At 51.9% G+C, this 24,304-nt stretch carries 20 protein-coding genes and 1 pseudogene; 18 read left to right on the forward strand and 3 right to left on the reverse strand.

Going from position 1 to position 24,304, the window contains the following annotated elements:
- Positions 1–77: 77 nt before the first annotated feature.
- From EHV15_RS24835 to EHV15_RS24875, 9 genes and pseudogenes are all read left to right on the forward strand, one after another.
- On the forward strand, positions 78–1,040 hold the full coding sequence (locus tag EHV15_RS24835) for a D-isomer specific 2-hydroxyacid dehydrogenase family protein (RefSeq protein WP_128633583.1): 963 nt from the start codon (positions 78–80) through the stop codon (positions 1,038–1,040).
- Positions 1,041–2,072 carry a D-alanine--(R)-lactate ligase gene (gene vanA / locus EHV15_RS24840; RefSeq protein WP_128633584.1) on the forward strand — a complete coding sequence of 344 codons (1,032 nt, stop codon included), beginning with the start codon at positions 1,041–1,043 and terminating at the stop codon, positions 2,070–2,072.
- Positions 2,073–2,076: 4 nt separating this feature from the next.
- Positions 2,077–2,748, forward strand: a complete 672-nt coding sequence (gene vanX, locus EHV15_RS24845) for a D-Ala-D-Ala dipeptidase VanX (RefSeq protein ID WP_128633585.1) — start codon at positions 2,077–2,079, stop codon at positions 2,746–2,748.
- A gap of 531 nt (positions 2,749–3,279) precedes the next feature.
- Positions 3,280–3,600 carry a PadR family transcriptional regulator gene (locus EHV15_RS24850; protein ID WP_128633586.1) on the forward strand — a complete coding sequence of 107 codons (321 nt, stop codon included), beginning with the start codon at positions 3,280–3,282 and terminating at the stop codon, positions 3,598–3,600.
- Between the two features lie 42 nt (positions 3,601–3,642).
- Positions 3,643–3,984 (forward strand): DUF1048 domain-containing protein, encoded by a 342-nt coding sequence (locus tag EHV15_RS24855; RefSeq protein WP_128633587.1) that lies wholly within the window; start codon positions 3,643–3,645, stop codon positions 3,982–3,984.
- 173 nt (positions 3,985–4,157) lie between these two features.
- Positions 4,158–4,919 carry an ABC transporter ATP-binding protein gene (locus tag EHV15_RS24860; protein WP_128635525.1) on the forward strand — a complete coding sequence of 254 codons (762 nt, stop codon included), beginning with the start codon at positions 4,158–4,160 and terminating at the stop codon, positions 4,917–4,919.
- Positions 4,920–5,669 carry an ABC transporter permease gene (locus EHV15_RS24865; protein WP_128633588.1) on the forward strand — a complete coding sequence of 250 codons (750 nt, stop codon included), beginning with the start codon at positions 4,920–4,922 and terminating at the stop codon, positions 5,667–5,669.
- Positions 5,670–5,976: 307 nt separating this feature from the next.
- Positions 5,977–6,144: pseudogene (locus tag EHV15_RS24870) on the forward strand (RCC1-like domain-containing protein); the annotation flags it as partial.
- 216 nt (positions 6,145–6,360) lie between these two features.
- On the forward strand, positions 6,361–6,996 hold the full coding sequence (locus EHV15_RS24875; protein WP_128633590.1) for a hypothetical protein: 636 nt from the start codon (positions 6,361–6,363) through the stop codon (positions 6,994–6,996).
- 301 nt (positions 6,997–7,297) lie between these two features.
- Here EHV15_RS24875 and EHV15_RS24880 read toward each other — a convergent pair whose 3' ends face one another.
- Genes EHV15_RS24880 through EHV15_RS24890 form a run of 3 tightly spaced genes read right to left on the reverse strand, consistent with a single transcriptional unit; the run spans position 7,298 to position 10,293 of the window.
- A complete protein-coding gene (locus EHV15_RS24880; RefSeq protein ID WP_128633591.1) occupies positions 7,298–8,311 on the reverse strand; it encodes a FecCD family ABC transporter permease in 1,014 nt (337 codons plus the stop codon).
- A complete protein-coding gene (locus tag EHV15_RS24885; RefSeq protein WP_128633592.1) occupies positions 8,308–9,330 on the reverse strand; it encodes a FecCD family ABC transporter permease in 1,023 nt (340 codons plus the stop codon). Before EHV15_RS24885 ends, EHV15_RS24880 begins: the two co-directional genes overlap by 4 nt.
- A gap of 15 nt (positions 9,331–9,345) precedes the next feature.
- On the reverse strand, positions 9,346–10,293 hold the full coding sequence (locus tag EHV15_RS24890; protein WP_128633593.1) for an iron-hydroxamate ABC transporter substrate-binding protein: 948 nt from the start codon (positions 10,291–10,293) through the stop codon (positions 9,346–9,348).
- Between the two features lie 259 nt (positions 10,294–10,552).
- Between EHV15_RS24890 and EHV15_RS24895 the strand changes: the two genes are divergently transcribed.
- The 9 genes from EHV15_RS24895 to EHV15_RS24935 all read left to right on the forward strand — a co-directional run bounded on the left by EHV15_RS24895 (position 10,553) and on the right by EHV15_RS24935 (position 24,276).
- Positions 10,553–12,742: a 3-keto-alpha-glucoside-1,2-lyase-like domain-containing protein gene (locus tag EHV15_RS24895; RefSeq protein WP_246061767.1), complete on the forward strand. Its 2,190-nt coding sequence runs from the start codon at positions 10,553–10,555 to the stop codon at positions 12,740–12,742.
- 128 nt (positions 12,743–12,870) lie between these two features.
- Entirely contained in the window at positions 12,871–14,634 is a 1,764-nt protein-coding gene (locus EHV15_RS24900) for a cache domain-containing sensor histidine kinase (protein ID WP_246061768.1), read from the forward strand.
- On the forward strand, positions 14,621–16,255 hold the full coding sequence (locus EHV15_RS24905; protein WP_128633594.1) for a response regulator: 1,635 nt from the start codon (positions 14,621–14,623) through the stop codon (positions 16,253–16,255). Before EHV15_RS24900 ends, EHV15_RS24905 begins: the two co-directional genes overlap by 14 nt.
- 130 nt (positions 16,256–16,385) lie before the next feature.
- A complete protein-coding gene (locus EHV15_RS24910) occupies positions 16,386–17,789 on the forward strand; it encodes an ABC transporter substrate-binding protein (RefSeq protein WP_128633595.1) in 1,404 nt (467 codons plus the stop codon).
- Positions 17,790–18,083: 294 nt separating this feature from the next.
- Positions 18,084–18,983 carry a carbohydrate ABC transporter permease gene (locus EHV15_RS24915; protein ID WP_128633596.1) on the forward strand — a complete coding sequence of 300 codons (900 nt, stop codon included), beginning with the start codon at positions 18,084–18,086 and terminating at the stop codon, positions 18,981–18,983.
- A gap of 277 nt (positions 18,984–19,260) precedes the next feature.
- Complete coding sequence (locus EHV15_RS24920) at positions 19,261–20,163, forward strand: carbohydrate ABC transporter permease (RefSeq protein WP_128633597.1); 903 nt, start codon at positions 19,261–19,263, stop codon at positions 20,161–20,163.
- A gap of 32 nt (positions 20,164–20,195) precedes the next feature.
- Positions 20,196–21,206 carry a glycoside hydrolase family 130 protein gene (locus EHV15_RS24925; protein WP_128633598.1) on the forward strand — a complete coding sequence of 337 codons (1,011 nt, stop codon included), beginning with the start codon at positions 20,196–20,198 and terminating at the stop codon, positions 21,204–21,206.
- Between the two features lie 677 nt (positions 21,207–21,883).
- Positions 21,884–23,272 carry an FAD-dependent oxidoreductase gene (locus EHV15_RS24930; RefSeq protein ID WP_128633599.1) on the forward strand — a complete coding sequence of 463 codons (1,389 nt, stop codon included), beginning with the start codon at positions 21,884–21,886 and terminating at the stop codon, positions 23,270–23,272.
- The gene (locus EHV15_RS24935; RefSeq protein ID WP_128633600.1) at positions 23,269–24,276 is read left to right on the forward strand and encodes an SGNH/GDSL hydrolase family protein; all 1,008 of its coding nucleotides are present in this window, start codon (positions 23,269–23,271) and stop codon (positions 24,274–24,276) included. The genes EHV15_RS24930 and EHV15_RS24935 overlap by 4 nt, the downstream gene beginning before the upstream one ends.
- Positions 24,277–24,304: the final 28 nt, after the last annotated feature.

A 24,304-nucleotide genomic window follows, 5' to 3' on the forward strand; every position in this document is an offset into this window, starting at 1 on the left:
ACGGCCTGTTCGCTTTTGATAACATGGGTTTATCAAAGCAGACAGGCTTTTATTTTGCAGAAAGAAAGGTTGACACCATGGATAAAACAGGGATCACGATTTACGGATGTGAAAAGGGCGAAGCGGATCTGTTCAGGAGGTATTCACCGCATTATGGTGTTGAACCGACGATCATTGAGTCAGCGGTATCCGCCGACAACGCCGCGTTGGCATCAGGCAATTGCTATATAAGCGTTAACCATAAAACGGAAATTGGGCCTCCTACTCTTCGCGCCCTCAAAGAAAACGGCGTCGCTTATATATCCACAAGAAGCATAGGCTGCAACCACATTGACATGGAAGCGGCTGAAAAGCTTGGCATTACTATTGGTAATGTAGCTTATTCGCCGGCCAGCGTAGCAGATTATACTTTGATGTTGATACTCATGTCTATACGAAATGCAAAGTCGGTTTTATGCAGGGCAGATGTCCATGATTACAATCTTTGCGCTGTACCGGGACGGGAACTGCGCGATATGACGGTGGGGGTATTGGGGACAGGCCGCATTGGTCAGGCGGTGATTGATCGGCTACACGGCTTCGGATGCCGCATTCTGGCTTACAACTTGTATCCGCAAGCTAAGGCCGAATCTGTTACTCTGGACGAACTGCTGCGGCAAAGTGATATCCTGACGCTTCATATGCCGCTCAACGCTGATACTTACCATATCCTTGACCGGAAGCGAATCGAAAGCGTGAAACACGGGGCCTTTATGATTAACACCGCGCGCGGTTCACTTATTGACACAGAGGCGCTGCTCTGGGCACTGGAAAATGGGAGGCTGGGGGGCGCCGCATTGGACGTCGTTGAAGGCGAAGAAGGTATTTTCTATCACGACAGTACAAACAAGCCGATCCATAATCAATTTCTGCCGCGGCTGCAAAAATTGCCAAATGCGATTGTTACTCCGCATACCGCTTTTTACACAGATCACGCGCTGCAAGATATCGTAGAGAACACGATTCAGAATTGCTTAGAATTCGAAAGGGGAACAAGATAAATGAACAAGCTCAAGATTGCCGTTTTATTCGGAGGCTGCTCAGAAGAACATGATGTCTCCATAAAATCCGCACAGGAGATCGCCAGAAACCTTGACCCAGAGAAATTTGATCCGCTTTACATCGGGATCACCAAAGCCGGTGAATGGAAGCTCTGCGATTATCCTGAGGCGAATTGGGAAAGCGGAAATTGCCTTCCCGCCATTTTGTCGCCGGACAGAAATGTCCACGGGTTGATTGTGCTGGGGCAGGGGGAATACAAGATCATCCGCCTGGATATCGTGTTTCCTGTGTTGCATGGAAAAATGGGAGAGGATGGCGCAATGCAGGGACTGTTGGAGCTTTCCGGCATTCCCTATGCAGGCTGCGATATCCAAAGCTCAGCGCTGTGCATGGACAAGACCTTGACTTATGTGATCGTAAGAAACGCAGGAATCGCTACCCCTGATTTTTTGGTATTCAACAAAGGTGACATGCCGGACGCGGAGCAACTTGTTTATCCAGTCTTTGTTAAACCAGCCCGTTCCGGATCGTCTTTTGGTGTCAGAAAGGTATGCAATATGGACGAATTGCCGGAAGCCATCGAAAGCGCAAGCCAATACGACACAAAAATTCTGATTGAGCAAATGATTTCCGGCAGCGAGGTAGGCTGCGCAGTGCTCGGAACCGGTGACGACTTGTTTGTTGGTGAAGTGGATCAAATCCAGTTGTCCCATGGCTTTTTCCGCATCCATCAAGAAAAAAATCCGGAGAACGGTTCTGAAAACTCTACGATCAAGGTTCCGGCCGATCTTTCAGCTCAGGATAAGAAACGGGTACAAGAAACAGCGAAGCGGATTTATCGGGCTTTGGGCTGCAGCGGGCTTGCTCGTGTGGATATGTTTCTACAGGAAGACGGGCAAGTCGTGCTCAATGAAGTCAACACTATGCCTGGTTGTACCTCATACAGCCGCTATCCAAGAATGATGGCCGCCGCCGGCTTAACGCTTGGCGATGTGATTGAACGCGTGGTTGCATTAGCGATGGAGGGATAAGAATATGGAAAAAGGATTTGTGTTCCTTGATGAAGTTCTCCCCGGAATTCGTTGGGATGCTAAGTATGCCACTTGGGACAATTTCACCGGAAAACCGGTCGCTGGTTATGAAGTCAATCGTATTGTCGGCACCCATGAATTGGCTGCCGCGCTGCATGTGGCACAGGAGCAGGCAGCTGTCCTTGGGTATGGCTTGCTTCTCTGGGACGGTTATCGTCCGCAACGCGCTGTGGATCGCTTTCTGCAGTGGTCTGAAGAGCCTGAAGATGGGCTTACAAAATCTAAGCATTATCCTAATATCAACCGTTCCGAAATGATTCAGAAGGGTTACGTAGCGGCTCAATCGGGTCATAGCCGCGGCAGTGCAATTGATCTGACTCTTTATCGGTTAGATACCGGCGCTCTTGTTCCGATGGGCGGTGATTTTGATCTGATGGATGTCATCTCCCATCACGAAGCTAAGGGAATCACTAAAGCTGAAACTAAAAACCGCCGGTTATTGCGTTCTATCATGGAGTCCAGCGGCTTTAACTCTTATGATTATGAATGGTGGCATTATACATTGAAAAATGAGCCCTATCCCAGTACCTATTTTGATTTTCCTATTGCACTGGCCAGCAGAAAGGAGATCAGATCGCAACAAGGTTGGCAGACAAGACAAAAAGCGTCTCTTTGACGCTTTTTTAACATTATAAAATTTCGGGCATGGTAGAGGGCGATGCTCAGGAAAGAGGGAAGGAGTAGAGGAATATGGGGGCTAAGGGACACCAGAGCCGTTATTTACGAAAAAACGGAGGTTTGCAAAATGTAACGGACACAGATGACCTTATTCACCGCAAATCGGCCTGGATGAACGGGTTTAGAGCGAAATAGGGGCATGTGGGTCCGTTAGCCTGGGAAATACCCGGGAAATGGGCGGATAAGGTCGCTGTTGTCCGTTAGAGTAGCGTCCAAAGTAGAAGTCAGAGCCATTAAAGGACGCCGTTTGGCGTTTTTCTTAGTTTATGTCTTCGTAGTATGCGATCATGCTGACTATAAAAAGTAATTGACACACCTGCTACTCGGTAATACAATGTACATGTAATGAGTAATACTTAATAGCCTGATTTCCCAAAAGCTATTAAGTAAAATTTTCCCTTAGTACTATGTAATACTGATTATGAGTCAGACTAAATAGAGGAGGAGCAAAATCGAGGAGGCTTTGAACATGGAGAATTTAACTGAAATGCTGAAGGGTTCGCTGGAAGGCTGTGTGCTGGAAATTATCAGCCGCCGTGAAACCTATGGCTACGAGATTACCCGCCGGCTGAACGAGCTTGGGTTTACCGAAGTCGTGGAAGGGACGGTCTACACCATCCTCGTGCGATTAGAAAAGAAAAAACTGGTGAACATCGAAAAGAAACCGTCCGATATGGGGCCGCCCCGCAAGTTTTACTCACTTAATGAGGCTGGCCGCCAGGAACTTGAATTGTTTTGGAAGAAATGGGATTTTGTATCATCAAAAATCAACATTTTGAAGTCAAACTAGCTTCATAAGATATTCCGCACCTAAAAAAGGAGGAAAAATAACATGATGGAAATGTTCAAAAAATTGATTGGTGATAAAAAAGAGTACAAAATGATGATGGCACGGGTTGAAGCTCTGCCGGAGGACTACCAGTATGTATTTAAGAAAATTCAAAACTACATGTGGAATTTCTCAGCGGGCAACGGGATGGATATGCTGCACATGCAGTATGAATTAATCGAGTTGTTCGAAGCCGGTGCGGCGGAAGGCAGACAAGTGCTGGAAATCACCGGGGACGACGTGGCGTCCTTTGCCGACGAACTCGTCGCAAACGCTAAAACCTATGTCGCCAAGTACCGTGAAGATTTGAATCAGAGTATCATGAAGCGATTGGGAAAAAAATAAATTTAAGTAGGTAACACCGACTGTTTAATAGGCAACACCAACTGATTAGCCGGTTACAGATGTAAATTGCCGCCTTGCTATTCAGATATATTTTTGCCCTGGTAATAAGTAATACTGATTATCAGTGTGACTAAATAGCAGAAGATAGGCACTCTTTATAAGGAGGAAAAATGATGAGCCATGCAGCGATTTCTGTAAAAGGGTTAAAAAAATCCTTTAAAGACAAGGAAGTCTTAAAGGGGGTGGATTTCGAGGTACGGCGTGGCGAAATTTTCGCGCTGCTGGGCTCAAATGGAGCGGGCAAGACGACAACGGTCAACATCCTTTCGACGCTAATGAAGCCCGACGGCGGCGAAGCAGGGATTTGCGGCTTTGACGTCCAGCGTCAACCGGATCATGTTCGCCAGAGCATCAGCCTGACAGGGCAGTTCGCAGCTTTAGACGGCATGCTCACCGGGCGGGAAAACCTGATGATGATCGCCAAGTTGCGGGGAGTTTCCAATCCTGCTCAAGTCGCCGACCATCTGCTTGCAAGATTCAGCCTGACCGATGCGGCGGGCCGCCGGGTAGACAAATATTCCGGGGGGATGAAGCGCCGGATTGACATCGCCATGAGCCTGATCGGGACGCCAGCCGTCATTTTTCTCGACGAACCGACGACAGGGCTTGACCCCGAAGCGCGGATTGAAGTTTGGGATACCGTCAAGGAGCTTGCCGGCAGTGGCACGACCATCTTGCTGACGACCCAGTACCTGGAGGAAGCCGAACAACTGGCGGACCGTATCGCCATCCTGCATAGCGGGAAAATCATCACAACCGGTACCCTTACCGAACTCAAAGAGATGTTCCCGCCGGCGAAAGTGGAGTACATTGAGAAGCAGCCGACCTTGGAAGAAATTTTCCTTGCGATCATCGGCAAAAAGGAGGAGATATAAATGAAAAGCAAAACAGGGGTATTACTTGGGCGTTTAATGCGCAACATCATGCGCAGCCCGGATACGATAATCACGGTGGCGATTACGCCGATTATGATGATGATGCTGTTTGTCTACGTATTTGGCGGCGCCATAGAGACAGGTACGGACAACTATGTCAATTATTTATTGCCGGGAATCTTGCTGATGGCCATCGCATCCGGCGTCGCTTACACTTCCGTGCGGCTGTTTACGGATGTAAAGAGCGGGCTGATGTCGCGTTTCATTACCATGCCCATCAAGCGCTCGTCGTTATTGTGGGCTCACGTGTTGACCTCGCTTGTTTCCAATGCGCTTACTGTTGTGGTGGTTATTCTCATCGCGCTCTTGATGGGCTTCCGTTCCAGCGCTAATATTCTGGATTGGCTCGCGGTTGCTGGGATACTCGGGCTATTTATGCTGGCGCTGACATGGCTGGCGGTCATTCCCGGATTGACAGCAGGGTCTATGGAAGGGGCGACAGCCTACTCGTACCCGTTGATTTTCCTGCCGTTTATCAGTTCGGCTTTTGTCCCCACCGAAACCATGCCTACGATTGTCCGTGCGTTCGCGGAGAACCAGCCCGTGACTTCAATCGTGAATGCGATTCGTGCCCTCTTGTATGAAGGGTCTGTTGGCAACGATATCTGGATCGCGCTTGTCTGGTGTGTTGGAATCATGGTCATCGCTTACTTCTTCGCCAGTAAAGCATTTAAACGCCAATTAGGGTAAATACACCAAAACGCTAAGCCTTCGGATATGGCCGGCTTAGCGTTTTTTCTTACTCTAAGCCCAATAGTCCGGACCAACCGGTCATTCAACTTCTTGTTGTTTCAGCGGTCCATTATTTTGGCGCAGCTTTCCGGTATCGTGTTAATGTTGGAGTAGCCACATCTTCAACCTGAAAGATGACATTCTGGATGTAGTAATTGCGGCGGGGAAGAAGGATTGGGGTATGATGATAGGCGCATCTACGGGAGCGATCGTGCATCTCCTTTGCAGAATTGCCATCAGGTAGATGTTTTCAAGGAGGAAAAACATGGATTACACTTCACCGATTGAAGCAGCGTTAAAGGTGAAACGGTGGCCTAAAGATACCATAGCGGCGGGTTGGCGTCATACCGTCGGGCTTAAGTCGGATGGCACGGTGGTGGCTGTGGGTGATAATGAATATGGCCAATGCGATGTAAGCGGCTGGCGCGGCATCCAACAGCCCGGTAATTAGTTTTCGGTGTCAACTAGACCGTAACATACACAAGGCTGCCGTAAGCCACTGGAGGGCTATGAATATAAAATGTATGAGTGTGCTTTCTCCATAATGGGTAATAACATATCGTTGCAACATAAGGAAGTAGTAGATCGTTAATTTACTGTACACATCGAATACCAGACCCGTAAGGTCAAGGTGAAAGGAGCGATCATATTGAAGAATCGGTATCCCTTTTGGATAAGCATTCCGATTGTCGCCTTGGTTTTCATACTTTCCGCTTGTACAGGAGAAACAGAGCCTTCTGCTCCCCCGAAAGCAGCAGCGCCAGAAGCTGAATCGGCTTCACCTCCTTCATCCGGGCAGGAGCCGGCCGTAGAAGCAACTCGCCCACAAACCAAGAGCTTTGATTTGTTGACGGCTGAGGGAAATCAGTCACTAGAGGCGGTACTGCATCAGGGGGAAGGATTTTCCTTGTATGTCTTTGAGAAATTTGCATTTGATGCAGCTGCGGGCCGCTTATCGTTAAGCAGCAATCCGGATTATTATGTGGACATTGAACCGCTGCCTTCCGATTATGATTTGGCTCAGCTTGAAGCTGCGGGCAAGGAAGAGTTGAGTCAAGTCGGAGAGGTGTCCGATTATAGCGGCGAGTTGGTTGAACATCCGCTTGGTTCCGCGGAACTCTACCTTCAAACTTCCTCAGCGGAAGGCATAAGCGATTATATAGTGTGGACATCAGAACTAGGGGACGCTTTTCTGTTTCGCCTTCATAATCCAAAAGGCGAGGAAGCTTCCGATTTCGCCGGACCGGTTCTTGTTTCACTATCTACCGTACAAAGCGATACGTAATTGGGGAAAGCTACCATCCTCTGGGATCAACTGCAAAAGTGCATTCTATTTTCCGGAAATCACCATTTTAGAGCGATTGAAATGCAAAAATACATCTCATTTAGGGCTATACGATAAAAAGCAGCTTTTGACCGGAAATGAACTGCACTTTTGCATCTGAACCACCTGTTTCGAGGGGCTTCGACAAAAACCGCCTGCACTTTTGCATTTCGTGGGAATTTCCCCCTCTTCCTAGCGGCTTCAAGCCCCCGCGTTCCATCCTCGTTAACCCGGCCGGGTCTCCAGCTAGCGGAAGATCCGCCTACCATCTTTTTTTTGACAAAAGATAAAGGAAATAGGGGGCCCCGATAAACGCAACCATGATTCCGGCTGCGGTACCGTCCGGCTGAGTTAAGTTGCGGCCAATCGTATCTGCCAGAAGCAGCAGCCAGCCTCCGATTAGAATGGACACCGGCACAAATTGCTGATGCCGCGCTCCAACCAAAGCTCTGGCAATATGCGGAGCCATCAGGCCGATAAACGCGATCCCGCCGGTCATAGAAACGGCCGAGGCCGCCAGCGCAACCGCCGCCAGCATCAGAAGGATACGGTCTCTTTGGACCGCCATGCCGGCACCGATAGCGCTGTGCTCGTTTAATGCAAGCAAATTCAGCGCTCTGGATTTGAATAGCACATAGGGGACCAGAATGATCAGCCAAGGAAGCAGGGCCAGGGTGAAAGGCCAATCTGTTCCCCATACGTTGCCGGCAAGCCATTTGGAGATAAAATCCACTTTGGTCCGGTCAACGGAAGAGATGAGCACGATCATCATACCGGAGAGGGCCATGGAGAAACCGACTCCGGTGATAATCAGCCTGATCGGCTGCACCCCATTGCTGCGGGTGTATGAGAAGGCATAGATCAGTACAGCCGTTACCAGAGCCCCGGCGAATGCCATAAGCGGAATCATGTACACGAAGGATTTGACATCAATTGGCGCAAAGATGAAAAATACGGTAACTCCGACGCCGGCTCCGGAATTAATGCCTACGATTCCCGGATCTGCCAGCTCATTGCGGGTGATTCCCTGCAGAATGGCACCGGATAGCGCAAGCGCCATACCCGCCAGCAGCGTAATTAGTATCCGGGGCAGGCGGATGGAGAAGAGCACAAAATGATCTTCGAATGATCCGTGCCCAAGGATTGTCGGAATCAGCCTGCCATACGATACAGGGGAAGATCCGATACCTATACCGGCTACGATGGTCCCCAGGATAAGAAGCATGAGGAGCGAAATAACAAACGGTTGTTTATGAGACAGACGGGATGTTTTCATGAGAACGATCGCACTCCTTTGCGGACAATGAACAGGAAGAATGGCAAGCCCAGCACGGCCACGATAGCTGCAACCGGCGTTTCAAACGGGACGTTAATCATCCGCCCGAGCGTATCAGCGAACAACATGAAAGTACCGCCAACGATCGCGGACAGAGGCAGAATGGTACGGTAATCGGTCCCTGCAAACGTCCGCACGAGATGCGGAATCATCAGGCCGATGAAGGCAATGTTACCAACAAGGGCAACCGCGGCACCTGCCAAAAGTGTGATCAACACGTAAAGCGCTATCTTGACATGAGTAATCTTCAGCCCCAGACCCACGGCTGTTCCTTCGTTCAGGCTAAGGATCGTCAGCTGCCGGGACAGCAAGATAGAAATGACGAGGCAAACGATAATAACCGGGGCTATCGCTGCAATTTGCCCCCAGGTCGTGCCGATCAGTCCGCCGGACGTCCACATCGATACATTTTTGGAGATCTTAAATTGCAGGCTGATTCCTTCGGCCACGGCCGTCAGCAGAGCCGATACTGCAGAACCGGCTAGCACCATATGCAGGGGAGACATGTTTTGTTTCCGAAGAGCAGCAATGCCGAATACAAGCATAAAGCCAACAGTTGCGCCGATAAAACAGGCAATCATGGTTCCGAAATAACCGATGGCGGGGATAAAAGCAAAAGTAACCGCAAGTGCAGCGTTTGCACCGGCAGTCAGACCGAGTAATCCGGGATCGGCGAGCGGGTTTCGGGTTAGAACCTGCATAATCGCCCCTGCAACCGCAAGTGCAGCCCCTACCAGAACGCCGCCGACTTCCCGGGGTAAACGGAGCTCGCGAATGATGGAAATATCACCGCCTGTCAAGAGCGGGTTAAACATGGCGCTCCAAATGTCGGAGAGGGAAACATTTTTGGCGCCAAGCCTGATCGCTAGTGCGAACATGACAACAAACACAACCAAGCTGACAAGCAGCTTAAGCGCAAAAGAAGAGTTTATCAACTTTTGCGGAGACTGTTTCTTCATTTCGATCATCCGTTCTTAATTTCCCAGCAACGACTTGGAAATAAAATCAAGCTGATAGTCAAGAGAAAGGGCATCGTTAAAATAGAACGTTGAGGCGTCTACTTCATAGACATGGTTATTTTTAACGGCCGGGATCTCCTTGTAAGTTGAAGTCTCCTGGAAGGAGGCATCACCGGCGGAATCTTTACTATAGATGACATAATCACCCATATAATCCGGCAGGATTTCTAATGACAAATTGTAATATCCGTCTTTTGCCGTCATTTCTTTAACCTTATCCGGCATTTTCAATCCCATGGCCTGATAGATGATTTCCGTACCGCGTCCCCAGCTACTACCGAAGGTATACAGATTCTTGGAATCGCCTTCTATAACGGATATTGTACTGTCAGCACCGATTTTAGCTTTAATTTTTTCACCTGCTGTTTGGGCACGTTCCTTGAAATCGGCAATCCAGTCAGCTGCTTTCTGTTCCTGGTTAACGGCCTTGCCGATCTCCAGAATTTGAGTCAGATAGTCCACCTTGTTGTATGTATAAGTAACTAGCGGTGCGATTTGCTTCAGCTTGTCCGCGTTCTTAACATCTGACATGGCGATGATCAAGTCGGGTTTAAGGTTCAGGATGCTTTCAACATTCTCATCGGACACTTCGGCGACGTTCTTCAATGGATCCTGGAATTTAGGATTTGCTTTGGTCCAGGCATCCACACCAACAAGGGGGATATCAAGTGCTAGCAGGTTGCCTGCATATCCGGAAAGGACCACAACACGCTGAGGGTTGGCAGGGACCTTAATCGGTCCGTTTTCGGATTGATAAGTAATGGTATCGGAGCTGCTGGTATTAGCGCTTGCGCCAGCTTCCGAAGCCTTGCTAGTTGTGCCGGAGTTATCGTTTGCGTTGTTGCCGCAGGCACTTATAACCAGGATGGTAAGGACAAACAGAGGTAACAACAATTTCTTCATTTCTAGTACTCTCCCTTTTCACTACACTAATTGTGATATTGATAATCATTATCATTAAAAGACCGCTGAGAAAACTTTAAAGGTTTATAGCTCGTTTGTCAACAGTTAAAATGTATCCCTGAAGAGTGGGCTTGCCCCACTCCTTTCTTTTTGAGCAGGGATTATAATCCATCTTGACAGTGAAAAGTTTTAATGGAGGGAGGGCTTGATCGTCAGGAAGTGGAGCTGCTAGCTGAATAATCTTGAGGAGGTATTTTTTATGCTTACCATTACAAGAAAAGCAGTTAGTTTGTTGGTAGTGCTTGCCGTCATGATCACAGGATTTTTACCCCAAACTGCTGGTGCGACCGCGATGGATGCCGATCCGGCATCTTTGGCACAGACCGCCGGTGCTGCGGCCACGATCCAAAATTACCCGATGCCATCCATCTATACCGCATCCAGTGTGTTTACATTGAAAGCGGATAACGAAACGATTCCTGTTATTAAGTATCTGGATGACTATGACTACGCTCAATTTTCTTTTTCCGGCACGGTCAAGATCGAAGTTACTGCCAATGCGCCGATTACCTCTTATTCCATCAGTCCACAGGCCAAAAACATCAAGGGTACGGTCACCGGAAACAAGCTGACGTTTACGCTCTCTTCCTCCACCTATGTGATCGTGAAAATCAATGACTGGAAGAAGAAGATGGTCATCGCAGCAGATCCCTTGGAGACGGATATCCCCCCGTCCACAGGTGCCGGGATCTATAATGTGACGCGGTCGCCATACAACGCGGATAACACGGGGGCACGGATGGCATCGGATGCGATTCAGCGGGCGATCGATGATGCTCATCAAGCGGGCGGCGGCGTTGTATTTGTTCCGGCCGGTGTCTATAAAAGCGGGAATCTGACATTAAAAAGCAATGTGACCTTTTACCTGGCCGGAGGCGCCGTCATTGTCGGCACAGGCAAGGGGGAAGACTACGCGATTGATTTTCGCAAGGATTCACGAAATGCCGATGGAACGTATTTCATTCGTACTGCCATAAACTCCAGCAATATTACCATACGGGGACGGGGAACCATTGACGGCAAAGGCATCGCAATGCGGGAGCGCAAGATGCCGGCGCCGCATAAAAATGAAGGGTTCCTGAACAACCTGCTCGTGCCGATCGCAACCACAAATTTTACGTTTGACGGTTTAATATTGCGGGATGCCGGTTTCTGGTCGTTTATGGTGGTTCGTTCCGATCATGTGACCATCAAAAATCTTAAGGGATTCCAGGATTTATACAAAATTGAAAATGACGTGATCGATATTAATGAAAGTCAGCACGTGCTTGTCAAGCATGCCATTGCCATATCGGATGACGACACGTACTCCACCAAAACCTGGCTGCAGACGGGGATGTCCAAAGGGTGGCCGGGCGCGCTTGAACATTTGGAGGATGTGGTCTTTGATGACGCTTTGGCCTGGACAAGATGCGCGGCATTCAAGATTGGCATGGGCGTAGCCCAGCCGCAGATCGGCGTAACGATCCGAAATTCGTATGTGTTTCAAAGCGCCCGGGCATTGCTAGTTGATCATGGTTACCAACATAATACGCTTCCAAAGGAAGGTTACGCTCAAGATATTACCTTTGAAAATATCGATATCGAACGAGTTGGCATCAATCAATTCGGGAACTATTGGCTTGGAGTTTCCACCAGTACTTCCGGCGACGTAAGCAATGTTATCTTAAAGAACATCAATGTGCGCGAGACGGGATCGCAGAAATCCAGGCTTGCCGGAAATGCCACTAAAGGCGGAATGGTTAACGGCGTCACGTTCACAGATATTTATGTTGGAGGCAAGCTCGCAACAAGCCTGAACGATTTGAATGCCACCGCCAACAATTATGTAAACGGTATCATTTTTGCTAATTCCAATTCCAAGCCGCCATTGTTCAGCGACAATTTCGAAGACGGAAATACGGCGGGGTGGAAGTCTGTCACAGGCGGCTGGAACGTACCCACAGTCGGCACGAATAAAGTGCTGTCCAGCGGGAACCAGACAACCACATCCCTAATTACCGCTAATAGCGGAAACTCATGGACGGATTACACGTATGAAGCCAGAATGAAAATGCCCATCACCGATGCAAATGCAGGCGTTGTCTTTAGGGTAAAGGATGCAAATAATTATTATATGTATCGGATCAATTCATCGAATAAAAAGCTGGAATTGTACAAATCCGTGAACGGACAACTGACGTCTGTAACCAGTACCCCATTCACAGCCAAGGAGAAGCAGTGGTATACGGTTAAGGCGGTCATCCAAGGGAACACAATCGCCTGTTATGTGGATGGAGAATTAAAGATGAAATGGACCAATCCTGTAACGGAATTGACAGCAGGGGGGATCGGATTCCGGACTACCTCAGCGGGCGTCCATTTTGACGATGTTTTGGTTCTAGCCTAAATGGGATCATACGAAGGAGCTGCCCCTAAGCCATGAAATGGCTGCTTGGGACAGCTTCGTTTTTTAATATTGTCGAATAGGGGACTGCAGTGAAATAATCGAAGGGATAGAGATCTTTAACGGAAGGCGTGAAAAGCTTGGATTACCTCCGCAGGCAATCGTTCCGCAACAAACTCAAAATCGCATTTCTGGCCATCATCGTGCTCTCTGTCCTGATGACCGGCGGGCTGTCTTATTATATTTCGGCCGCCACCCTGGAAAAGAACGCGCTGAAACTCACGCAGGACACAGTGGTCAGGTCCGCGCAGATCGTGGATGAGAAGCTGAACAAGCTGATGCTGATTATGATGACGTTCATGATCAGCCAGCCTTTTCACGACATGCTGAAGGATGCCGCCTCCGGGGACACCAGCAGGTATTACACGCATTTGAACGATCTTGACAACGTTTTCTCACAGGCGCGGATCGCCGAGCCGCTGATACAGTCCATCTACGTTTCGACGCCGATTGGCGAGTTCTATCCTTCGTCCATGAACCGCAACCGGCTCACCGCTTTTGCGGATACCTTTCTGTATGACCGCATCGAACAGGAGAAAAAGAACCTCTGGGTGGAGGGCCATGAGGATATGCTTTTCTCTGGCAAGGACCGCGTCATCTCGCTGATTCTGGAGCCAATCTTTGACATTCCGGTCCGCGATGTCTATATTGTCGTGAATATCCGCGAGGACGGCTTCCGCAAGCTGGTGCAGGGAGACACCGGGACAGGGGCGTCCAGCTTTTTGTTGAACGCTAAAGGCGAGACAGTCTACCCCGTGAAGGAGACGCTGGTTCGGCAGGCGGTGGACTCAGGGAATCTGCGGGAGTTGATGAACCGCCCGGAAGGCAGTCAATCCTTTGAACTGGACGGCAAAGCTTATTTGCTCAATTATGCCCGGCTCGGTATTGCGGATTGGACAATGACCACCATCCAGTCTCAGGCCGGCGTGCTGAAGGACATGGTATATGTGAAATGGCTGATCGCCGGGGTTGCTCTGGCGGCTTTTATCGTAACAACGCTGATTTCCGGCGCGTTTACGCGCTATCTGCTAAAGCCGCTGCAAGGGCTGCTGAAGGTGATGAAACGGGTGGAGAACAATGATTTGTCCGCCCGTTTTGCGAGCGGCAGCGGAGATGAGCTGGCCCAGGTGGGCTTCCGGTTCAACCGGATGCTGGAGCAGATTGTGGTGTTGATTGAAGAGGTCACGGAGGCGCAGACGCATAAGCGGTCTGCGGAGATCAAGGCGCTGTCGGCGCAGATGGATCCGCATTTTCTGTACAACACCCTGAACACCATCTACTGGAAGCTGAATTTGAAGCAGGTCGGGCCTTCGCAAAAAATGGTCATGTCGCTCTCCCGGCTGTTCCAGCTCGGGCTGAACAACGGCCAGGAAATTACGACATTGTCGAAAGAGCTGGAACATGTGCGCCAGTATCTGGAGCTGCAGTCAAGCTGCTATGAAGGGTTGTTCTCCTATGAGATTCATGTCCGCGAGCCGGAGCTGTCCGCGCTTTCGATTCCGCGCATCATTTTACAGCCGCTGGTGGAGAACAGCATACTGCATGGTTTTCGCGACATGGAAAATGGCGGCCGGATCGAGATTGAAATTGCCGGAGACGGGCAACGCTGGATGCTTGCCGTACGCGATAACGGCAGCGGCATGGACGAAGGCCAGATGCGCGCACTCTTTTGGCGGGAATCGGATAAGGGGTATGCCGTGTCCAATCTGATTCGGAGGCTCCAGCTCTATTACGGGGAAGGTGCGGAATTTCATGTGGACAGTGCGCCGGAACGCGGAACGGAAATACGGATTTCTTTACCCAAGAAGGGGGAGCATGCGGATGAGCAATCCTGAGGCGGTCAGTCTCTGCATTATCGACGATATCAAAAGCGTGGTGGACGGGCTGACCGCGATCAACTGGGAAGAACAGGGGATTCGGGTCGCAGGGGTATCGAGCAATGGGGAAGAGGGGCTTAAGCTGATTGGCGGGTTGCGGCCGGATCTGGTCATTACCGATATCCGGATGCCGAGAATGGACGGGCTGAGCTTGCTGCGCGCGGTTCTGGAAGAGAACCGCAGTTGCAAGGTCATTTTGATCAGCGGCTATGCCGACTTCGAATATGCGCAGCAGGCGGTGCAGCTGGGAGCGTTTGATTTTGTGGTGAAGCCTTTTTCAGAGGAAGAGATCATGTCGACGGTGCTGCGGGCCAAGGCGGAGATTATGGAAGAGAGATCCAAGCGCTTAAGTCTGAGGGAAATGGAGAATAAGCTCCGCGAGAGCATGCCGGTGCTGCGGCAGGAATACTTTACGCTGCTCGTAAGTCACCGCACCTCATGGGAAGAGGCCTCGGGACGGTGGGATTTTCTCAATATTGAGCTGGAGCCTCGGGGCTTCGTGGTGATGCTGATCGAAATCGACCGTTTCCAGGAGCAGGTTGCCGAGCTGTCCATCCGGGAGATGGAGCTGATCCGTTTCTCACTGCTGAATATCATGCAGGAGACGCTGGCCGACTATGCGCGTTGCGTCGTTTTCCGCGCCCGTCATGACCGGTACCTGGCCGTATTGAACGATACAGGGGTGTCCCGTCCGTTCAGTCCGATCGAAATTGCCGAGCAGTGCTGCCGGAATATTGAGCGGTATACCAAGTTTACGGTTTCGATCGGGGTCGGCGGCAGAGTGGAGGAGATCAGCGAGCTGCCGGATTCCTACCGCCAGGCGCATCGGGCGCTCTCCCATCACCTGTTCACCGAAGGCAATGCGGCCATTATGTACGACGATATTCACCAGAGCGGAAGCCAGGAGCCGCTGGCGCTGGAGTACAAGGATGAGTTGCTGCTGGCTCTGCGTTCCGGGAATGTCAGCCGGACGGGCACCATTCTGTCGGCGATTTCGGAAACGCTGCAGAGCCTGATCTCCCGGCAAAATCCGGATTACCTCCTCAGTCTGTACGATGAGCTGGCCGCTTCAGCCATTCGCACCTTTTACGAGATGGTTCCGTATTCGGACATTCAGCCGCTGATCCAGCGATTCAGGGCGGTGCAAGGGACAGCGGGGCTGTCGCTTTCGTCCCTGCAGCGTCAGTTGCTTGCCTTGTGCACGGAGGGAGTCGGACTGGTGCGCCGGAACAGCTTATCCGAAGGGCAGAGGGTGATTTATGAAGCCACCCGCTATATCAAGAGCCGCTTGTCCGAGGATATCACCGTCGGCGAATGCGCCGCCCATGTGCATCTCAGCGCCAGCTACTTCTCCAGCCTGTTCAAGAAGGTGACCGGGATGACGGTTACCCAGTATACGACCTCGGAACGCATCCAGAAAGCGAAGCTGCTGTTGGTGGAGGGGGCGCAGGTGCAGGAGGTGGCTGCGGCTGTAGGCTATGAGGAGCGCCGATATTTCAGCGAGATGTTCAAAAAGATCACCGGCCAGACGCCGTCGGAGTTCAGGGCGGGTTATCACCCGGACCGGCCGGAGGCGTGAGGCGCGTGCTGCGGGAGACCATAGAATTCTGTCCCTGGAGAGTGAGTCTGCCGCACTCCTTTTCCGCGGGCGAGGGCCTATAATAAAAGGCGAGCTCACAATACAAATGCTAATCAAAGGGGTAGAATGTATGCGAAAAAAATGGTTAGGCCTCGGCTTGAGCGTCATCCTGGCCGCCGGAATCGCAGGCTGCGGCGGGAGCGGCAACAACGGCAATGGCGGTGCGGGGAATGGAAAATCTGACGGCAGCACGGGGGCTCCCTCAGCCGAGACAGGCGCACCCATACAATTGAAATACTGGACTGACGACCGTCACGACCAGGAGTATATCAAGGAATTGATCAACAAGTTTAATGAGACGAACGGCGACAATATTCAGGTGGAATTGACGGTGATGTCCGAGAACTACACGCAAAGCGTTGACATTGCCTTTTCCAGCAACCAGGCGCCGGATGTGCTGCGTCTCAAGAGCGCCAATACGTCCGAGTTCGTCAAAAAAGGGTATCTGGCGCCGCTTGACGATTATCTTACCGATGACATGAAAACGGAATTCGGCAGCCTGTTGATCGACAATGTCAACCGTTTTGACGGCAAGGTTTACTCTCTAGCTAACACCGGGCTCACCATGCGTCTGGTCTACAACAAGGATCTCTTTGCCAAAGCGGGCATCGAGAAACCTCCGGTATCGCTGCAGGAAATGGTGGACGATGCCAAGAAAATCACCGAAGTCGGCAAGTCCGAAGGCATCTACGGCTTTGCGCTGAACTTCAAAAATCCCAAGCAAGCATTTGACCGTTCCATCCGGGAGATTCTCTCCTTGAGCGGCTATCAGGGACTTGGCTTTGATCTGAAAACAGGCCAATTCGATTTCACGCCATACGCGCAGGTCATCGAATATTTCAAGCAGATGTATAAAGACGGAAGCATTCTGCCCGGCGCGGAATCGCTGGATATCGACCCGTTGCGCGCCCAATTCGCAGCAGGCAAAATCGGCATGTATCTTTCCTTCTCGACGGAGCCGGGCGTGTACAAGGATCAATTCCCGACGGAAATCAACTGGGCGGGCGCCCTGGCCCCAACGCTGGACGGACAGATCAAGGGCACTTCCGAAATCGTGTCCGCCGGAACCTGGCTCGGCATCAGCGCCAGATCGGCCCATCAGGACGCAGCCTGGAAATTCGTGCAGTATATGTACGGCGACGAGGTTTTGAAGACCTATCATGAAAAAGGCTTCGGGATTGCCATTGTGCCAAGTATTGTGGAACAGGCCAAAAACCCGGAGATAGGCGGCATGGAAGGCTTCCTGGTCGGAGAACACGACTCGCTCTGGCCTGCTGCGCCAAGCGTCACTCCGGAAGGTTCCACCTATGCGGATGCTTTCTTCAAATATATCCTCGACGGGGGAGATTTGAAAGCGGTCACAGCGGATTTGAACGCAAGATACAACGCCGCCTTGTCCAAAGCCGTGGAGAAAGGCGAGATTACCGTAACGCCGGATCCTGCTTTTGATCCAAGCAAACCGCAGGGAGAGTAACGGGAAGGAAGGGGCTGCCGCGCACTTCTTGGCGGATGCCCCTTTTCTTTTCCTGAAGAGGTTGTTCAAAAAGTCATCTTTCCATGACGAAGCCGTTCAAGAAGTCGATTCGACGTCGAATCTTGAACTCAGCCGGGCCTTCCGTTGCTCACGTAGGTTACCCTACGCTCCGCTACTCAGTCCCTGGCTTCATCCAACTCAAGCGTTTTGAAAAAACGCACTTCGGAAGCATAAGCTTCGGTCTTGAAAACCCGACTTTTTGAACTTGCACTTAAATGGAAGGAGGAACAAATCATGAGCTTTAAATGGAAACGGCTGGGCGAGAATGCTCTATTTCTGGTCCCGAGCAGCATTCTGACGGCTGCCCTGGGCATTTATCCCCTGCTCTGGATGCTGCGCTATATGTTCTATGATTATGCCGGGTACGGCGATGCGCTGTTCATCGGCCTGGACAATTTCCGCCGGTTGATGCGCGACGGACTGTTCTGGGAATCGGTCGGCAATACCTTTATCTTTGCCGGAGGCAAGCTGCTGCTGACGCTGCCGTTGTCCCTGCTGCTGGCGGTCATCCTGAACGGCAAGCTGCGGGGCGGAAATCTGCTGCGAGGCATTTATTTTATGCCGACGGTGATCAGTACCGCAGTCATATCCGTTGTTTTTTATAATATTTTTAATTCCTATAACGGGATGGTTAACACCGTTCTGATGAAGCTGCACCTGGTCTCGCAGCCGATCGACTGGCTCGGACCGAAGCATGCGATGCTCACGGTTATTCTTGTGGCGGTATGGGGCGCGGTCGGCAACTATATGTTGCTGTTCCTGGCCGGGCTGCAGAGTATTCCGCAGGATTTGTACGAAAGCGCGGCCATTGACGGTGCAAATGCCGGAAGACGGTTCTGGAGCATCACGCTTCCGATGCTGGCCCCGGTTGCCCAGATGGTCATCATGCTGGCGATTATCGCATCCCTGAAAGGCTATGAGAGCATTATGGTCATCACGGAAGGCGGACCGATCGGCAAAACCGAGGTCATGTATCTCTATCTGTACAAACTGCTATTCCCGGTATCTACGGGTTCACCCGTAACGCAGCAGCTTGGATACGGCAGTGCCGTAGGCTTCGCAAGCGCTGTTATCGTCGGAGCGATCACCGGCTTGTATTTCTTCTTAAGCCGTAAAATGAACAAGGTGTATTAGTGCGTGTTCAAAAAGTCAGGTTTTCAGTACCGAAGCCTATGCTTCCGAAGTGCGTTTTTTCAAAACGCTTGAGTTAGATGAAGCTAGGGGCGGAAGAACGGAACGTACGTTTTGGGTACGTGAGCAACTGAAATGTTTCCGAAGGAAACATGCTTCGAAAGCATCCGCTTAGGCCCGGCTGAATTCAAGATTCGATGTCGAGTCCGCCCCCTGATTTACTTCGTGATCAAAAGATGACTTTTTGAACAACCTCTATTAGTGTACAGGAGGTACATCCATGAACGAACAGGTGTTATCCCCGCAGCCGGACGGTCGCGGAAAAAGTGCAGCCCGCCCGATTTCCGGCCATGCAGGCCGAATTGTGGCCCGCACGGTCATGTGGCTGTTTTTATTGATAACGGCGATGCTGACTTTGTTTCCCTTGCTTATGACATTATCCGGTTCTCTCAAGACCGGCGCCGAAATGATGGCCGGCGGCAGCCTGCTGCCGGCCAAGCTGCAATTCGCCAACTATGCGGAAGCCTGGAAACAGGCTAATTTCGCCCGCTATACCTGGAACAGTACTTTTGTCAGCATTATGGTTACAGTTGGCACCCTGCTGGTCGCTTCCATGGCGGCTTATGTGGTGGACCGGCGTGATTTTCCCGGCAAATCCCTGTATGTAACGGTGCAGGCATCGATGATGTTTATATCCGTCGGCGCCATTGTGCTGCGCCCGCAGTTTGATCTGATGGTGGCCCTGCACCTGAATACCACGCTGTGGGGAGTTATCCTGATTCTGATCAGCGCCCATTCCAGCACGTTTTTTATGCTGCAGGGTTTCTTCAAAGCCATTCCCCGCGAGCTTGATGAAGCGGCAATGGTGGATGGCTCCGGGTTCATCCGCACCTTCTTCCGGATTATCCTGCCGCTCTTGACACCGGGGCTGGGCGTGGCCGGGCTGTTCGCCTTCCGCCATGCGTGGAACGAATACATTCTGCCGCTGGTATTCACGATGACCAATCCGCAGCTGCAGACGCTCACCGTCGGGCTGGCGAATCTCCGCTACGGCTCTTCCGCGGCCATGCAGATCCATCTGATGATGGCGGGAGCCTGTTTGTCGATCCTGCCGATGCTGCTCGCCTATATTCTGGCAAACAAGACGTTTATCCAGGTGACAGCGGGTTCGGTCAAAGGCTAAATTCATTTCCGTATAAAAGGAGCGTTATGCATATGAGTGATTTTACAGTTGGACCTTTGGTTTCCAGCCCGGTGATGGCCCGGCATGCAGCGAATCCGATTCTGTCGCCGGGCGATGTGCCTTACGGTCCGGCGATGGTCTTTAATGCCGGGGTCGCCAAATTTAAAGGCAGATACGTGATGGTCTTCCGCAATGACTACGGCGATGAACGCAAGGGGATTGTTGCCCCTCATCATACAACCAATCTCGGACTGGCCTTCAGCGATGACGGCATCAAGTGGGAGGTGCAGCCTAAGCCATGCTGGTCCTGGCATGATGAAGAGGTCGTCCGCGTGTATGATCCGCGTCTGACGGTGATCGGCGAACAATGCTATATGTGCTTTGCGGTCGATACCAAGCATGGGCTGCTCGGCGGCATTGCCGTAACCGAGGATTTCAGCTCCTTCGAGGTGTTGAGCCTATCGCTGCCGGACAACCGCAACATGGTATTGTTCCCGGAGCGGATGGGGGGCAAGTATGTGCGGCTGGAGCGTCCGATGCCCGTATACAGCCGGGGCGGCATAGACCGCTTTGACATGTGGATGAGCGACTCGCCTGACCTGAAATACTGGGGCAACTCCAAGCTGCTGCTGGCGGTTGAAGATGTAGCCTATGCCAATGACAAGGTAGGCCCGGGCGCTCCGCCTGTCAAAACGGACAAAGGCTGGCTGACCCTGTTCCATGCCGTGGACATCGACCGCAGCCGGGGCAAGAACGGCTGGGAGGACAGTTGGAAGAAACGCTATACCGCCGGCATTATGCTGCTGGATCTTGCCGATCCCAGCCGGATCATCGGCAGGGCGGAGGCGCCGCTGCTTGCGCCGGAGGCTGAATATGAGACTAGCGGGGGCTTCCGCAATCATGTTATTTTTCCGGGGGGCATGATTCTGGAAGATTCCGGGGAAGTCAAAATCTACTACGGCGCCGCCGATACCGTAGAATGTCTGGCTACCGCGCATGTGGATGATCTGCTGCGTCTTTGTCTTGAAGGTACGGTCAAATAAGCAATTATGAAACATTAAACCGGCTCAAAAACGAAATCGCAGCTTGACCGGGGCTGGGCAAACGATCCGGAGTACGAGGGGCCTACCTAACGGACCGAGATGACCACCTTATTTCGACGAAATCATACGTTTTGGGAGGGTGAACGGACTCTATGGACCTTATTTGGCCTTTTGAAGCATGTTCTGGCACTAGCGTTGCATTAACTTTTGCTCCAGATTTCCCGTAAAAGCTACCCGGAAATCTAACGGTTGAAACAGTGGCTATTTTACGAAAAAAGACCTTTTCTAAATTTTAACGGTTGTGAGCGCCGTTATTTGCCTGAATCTAAGCAAAATAGCCGGATTTCAGTGAAATAAGCGCCATGGCAACCGTTACAATTTTAAATCAACGTTCATGGAGCAAATAGCGCTTGTGGCAACCGTTAGAATAGTTGTGTGGCTGGAAAATATATCTTGTCAGATCAGATTTAATGCAACGCTGGTGATGTTCTGGGCTATTTTCAGGTAAATAAGGTCTCTCCGGTCCGTTAAAACTGAAAACGCCGTATTTTGAGGCCAATAAGGTCTTCTCGGTCCCTTAGCGGATCCAGGATGACGCTCCCGTTCCCATCACCGCCTGTCAAGCAACGATTTTTAGGTTGAGCCACTAAACCTATGCAGATTTGGAGGGTCTTTCTATGAATGATAGACATATTACGCTGCCTTCCGCCAGCATTCCGGTTGCCCGCGAGGTGGATGTGCTGGTCATCGGTGGAGGAGCTTCCGGCATCGCCGCGGCCATTGCCGCTGCGAAAGGGGGAGCGCAAACGATGCTGGTGGAGCAGCGAGGGTTCCTTGGCGGCATGGGCACCGTTGCGCTCGTCCCGACATTCTGTCCCTTTACGGATAAGCGGAAGCCGATTATCCGCGGTCTCGGCCTCCAGCTGATGGAGCGGATGAAACAGGCGTGCGATCCCGGGTACCGCGAGGAATATCAAGAGCTGCTGGATTGGGTGCCGATCGATCCCGAGGTGCTGAAACGGGTCTATGACGATGCCATTCTGGAAAGCGGCGTGACGCCGCTGTATCACACCTTTGTTTACGATGTTGTACTGTCTGAGGACCGCCGGACGGCCCAAGGTGTCGTTGTCGTCAACAAAACCGGACGTTCTTTCATCAGCTGCCGGTATATTATAGATTGCTCTGGAGATGGGGATATTGCCGCGCTGGCGGGAGTTCCTTTTCAGAAGGGCGGGGAAGCGGGCGAACTTCAGCCCGGCAGCATGTGCTATCTGCTTGCGAATGTGGACCGTCCGAAGTTCAGACGGTTCCTGGAGGAAAGCGGGGATACGGGCCAACTGCATAAGACGGTGGAACTGGCGATTGCCGAAGGAGCGCTGCCGGAGGGCCGCAAGTCAATCTCCGGCCTTGCCTGGATCAGCGACTACCTAGTTGGCGTCAACTTCGGCCATGTATTCGGCGTCGACGGTACGCTTGCCGAGGATTTGACGCGGGGGGCGATTGAAGGACGCCGCACGGCGGAACGCCAGCTGCAGTTCTTCCGCCGATATGTGCCGGGCTTTGAGCACGCCCATATGGTGGCGAGCGGTGAACAGCTTGGCATCCGGGAAACCCGGCGCATCGAAGGGGACTACATCCTGACGGTCGATGATTTCCTTGCTGCGCGCTCCTTTCCGGATGACATTGCCCGCAACGCCTACTATATCGACATCCATCTCGCCAACAGCAAAAGCGAGATGACCTTCAACCACTTGCCTCCGGGAGTTTCACACGGCGTACCGTACCGGATCCTGCTGCCGGTCGGCATCGACAACCTTTGGGTCGCCGGACGCTCCGTGTCCTCGGACCGTGCGGTTCAAGGCTCCCTGCGGGTGATGCCGAACTGCTTCTCCATGGGCCAGGCCGCGGGGACGGCGGCTGCATTGGCGCTGCAAGGCGGCACCGGCTCCCGTGGTATTTCCGTAGCCGAGCTTCAGCGGCGGTTGCTGGAGCAGGATGTATGGCTGGGAGAGGATTTCATGCCAGCTGAGGTGGCCGTGGGCAAGAAGGAAGGGAATGCGCCGTGAAGCAGCTTCCTTTAACGGATGAGTGGTTTCACGGCGCCGTTTCGCTGGAGCACCGGGAGGATGGAATCAAGCCGTGGCGCATTCCTTACCTGGATTACAAACTGTATCCGCCTGAGGGAATCGAGGGCAAAGCCGAGATTTGCGCCGGTGTCCGCCTGCGGCTGCGCACGGATTCCGCAGAGGCGGCGGTATCGTTCACACCGCTAGTGGATGCCGCCGCCATGGATTGCCTGGCAGGGGGGGAATTGTTCCGAACGCTCAGCCTGCCCGCCGGAGCAACAGAAGCCTTGTTCAGCGGACTGGGGGGCGGAGTCAAGGATCTGGAGATCTGGCTCCCGCAAAATATAGGAATGACCGTCACCGGCCTGCGGATTGGCGGCGAAGCTGCCGGAGACCCGCTGCCGGACACCCGGCCCCGCTGGATCACTTACGGCAGTTCCATTACCCAGTGCGTCGCGGCTTCCAGCCCCTCGCGCACCTGGCCCGCCATTGCCGCCGCAAACTGCGGCTTCAACCTGACCAATCTCGGCTTCTCCGGCAACTGCCACATGGAGCCGATGATCGGGCGGCTGATCCGCGACCTGCCGGCCGATTTCATCTCCCTATGTGCGGGCGTGAATATCTATGGTGCAGGCACCTTAAGCCCGCGCATGTTCAAGCCACTGCTGATTGGACTGCTGGAAACGATACGCGACAAGCACAGGGAGACCCCGCTGCTTGTCATTTCCCCGATTTATGGCACCGTCCGCGAAACGGAGCTTAATTTGCTGGGCTTCACGCTGCCCATGATGCGTGAAGCCATCCGCGAGACCGTGGAGCTGCTTAGGGAACGGGGCGATCGTAAAGTTTACTATCAGGATGGTCTGAACTGGCTCGGCCCGGAGGATGAAGCCTTTCTAACAGACGGCCTGCACCCCGGAGCCGAGGGGTATGAGTTGCTAGGCCGGCGTTTCCGCGACCTTCATGAATTTGCGTTCCGGGCTGTATATAGATTTGCGGAGTGATGAATTTCTATTATTTAAAAATGATGAA

The sequence above is a fragment of the Paenibacillus oralis genome, from assembly GCF_003863965.1.
GTDB classification, from domain to species: domain Bacteria; phylum Bacillota; class Bacilli; order Paenibacillales; family Paenibacillaceae; genus Fontibacillus; species Fontibacillus oralis.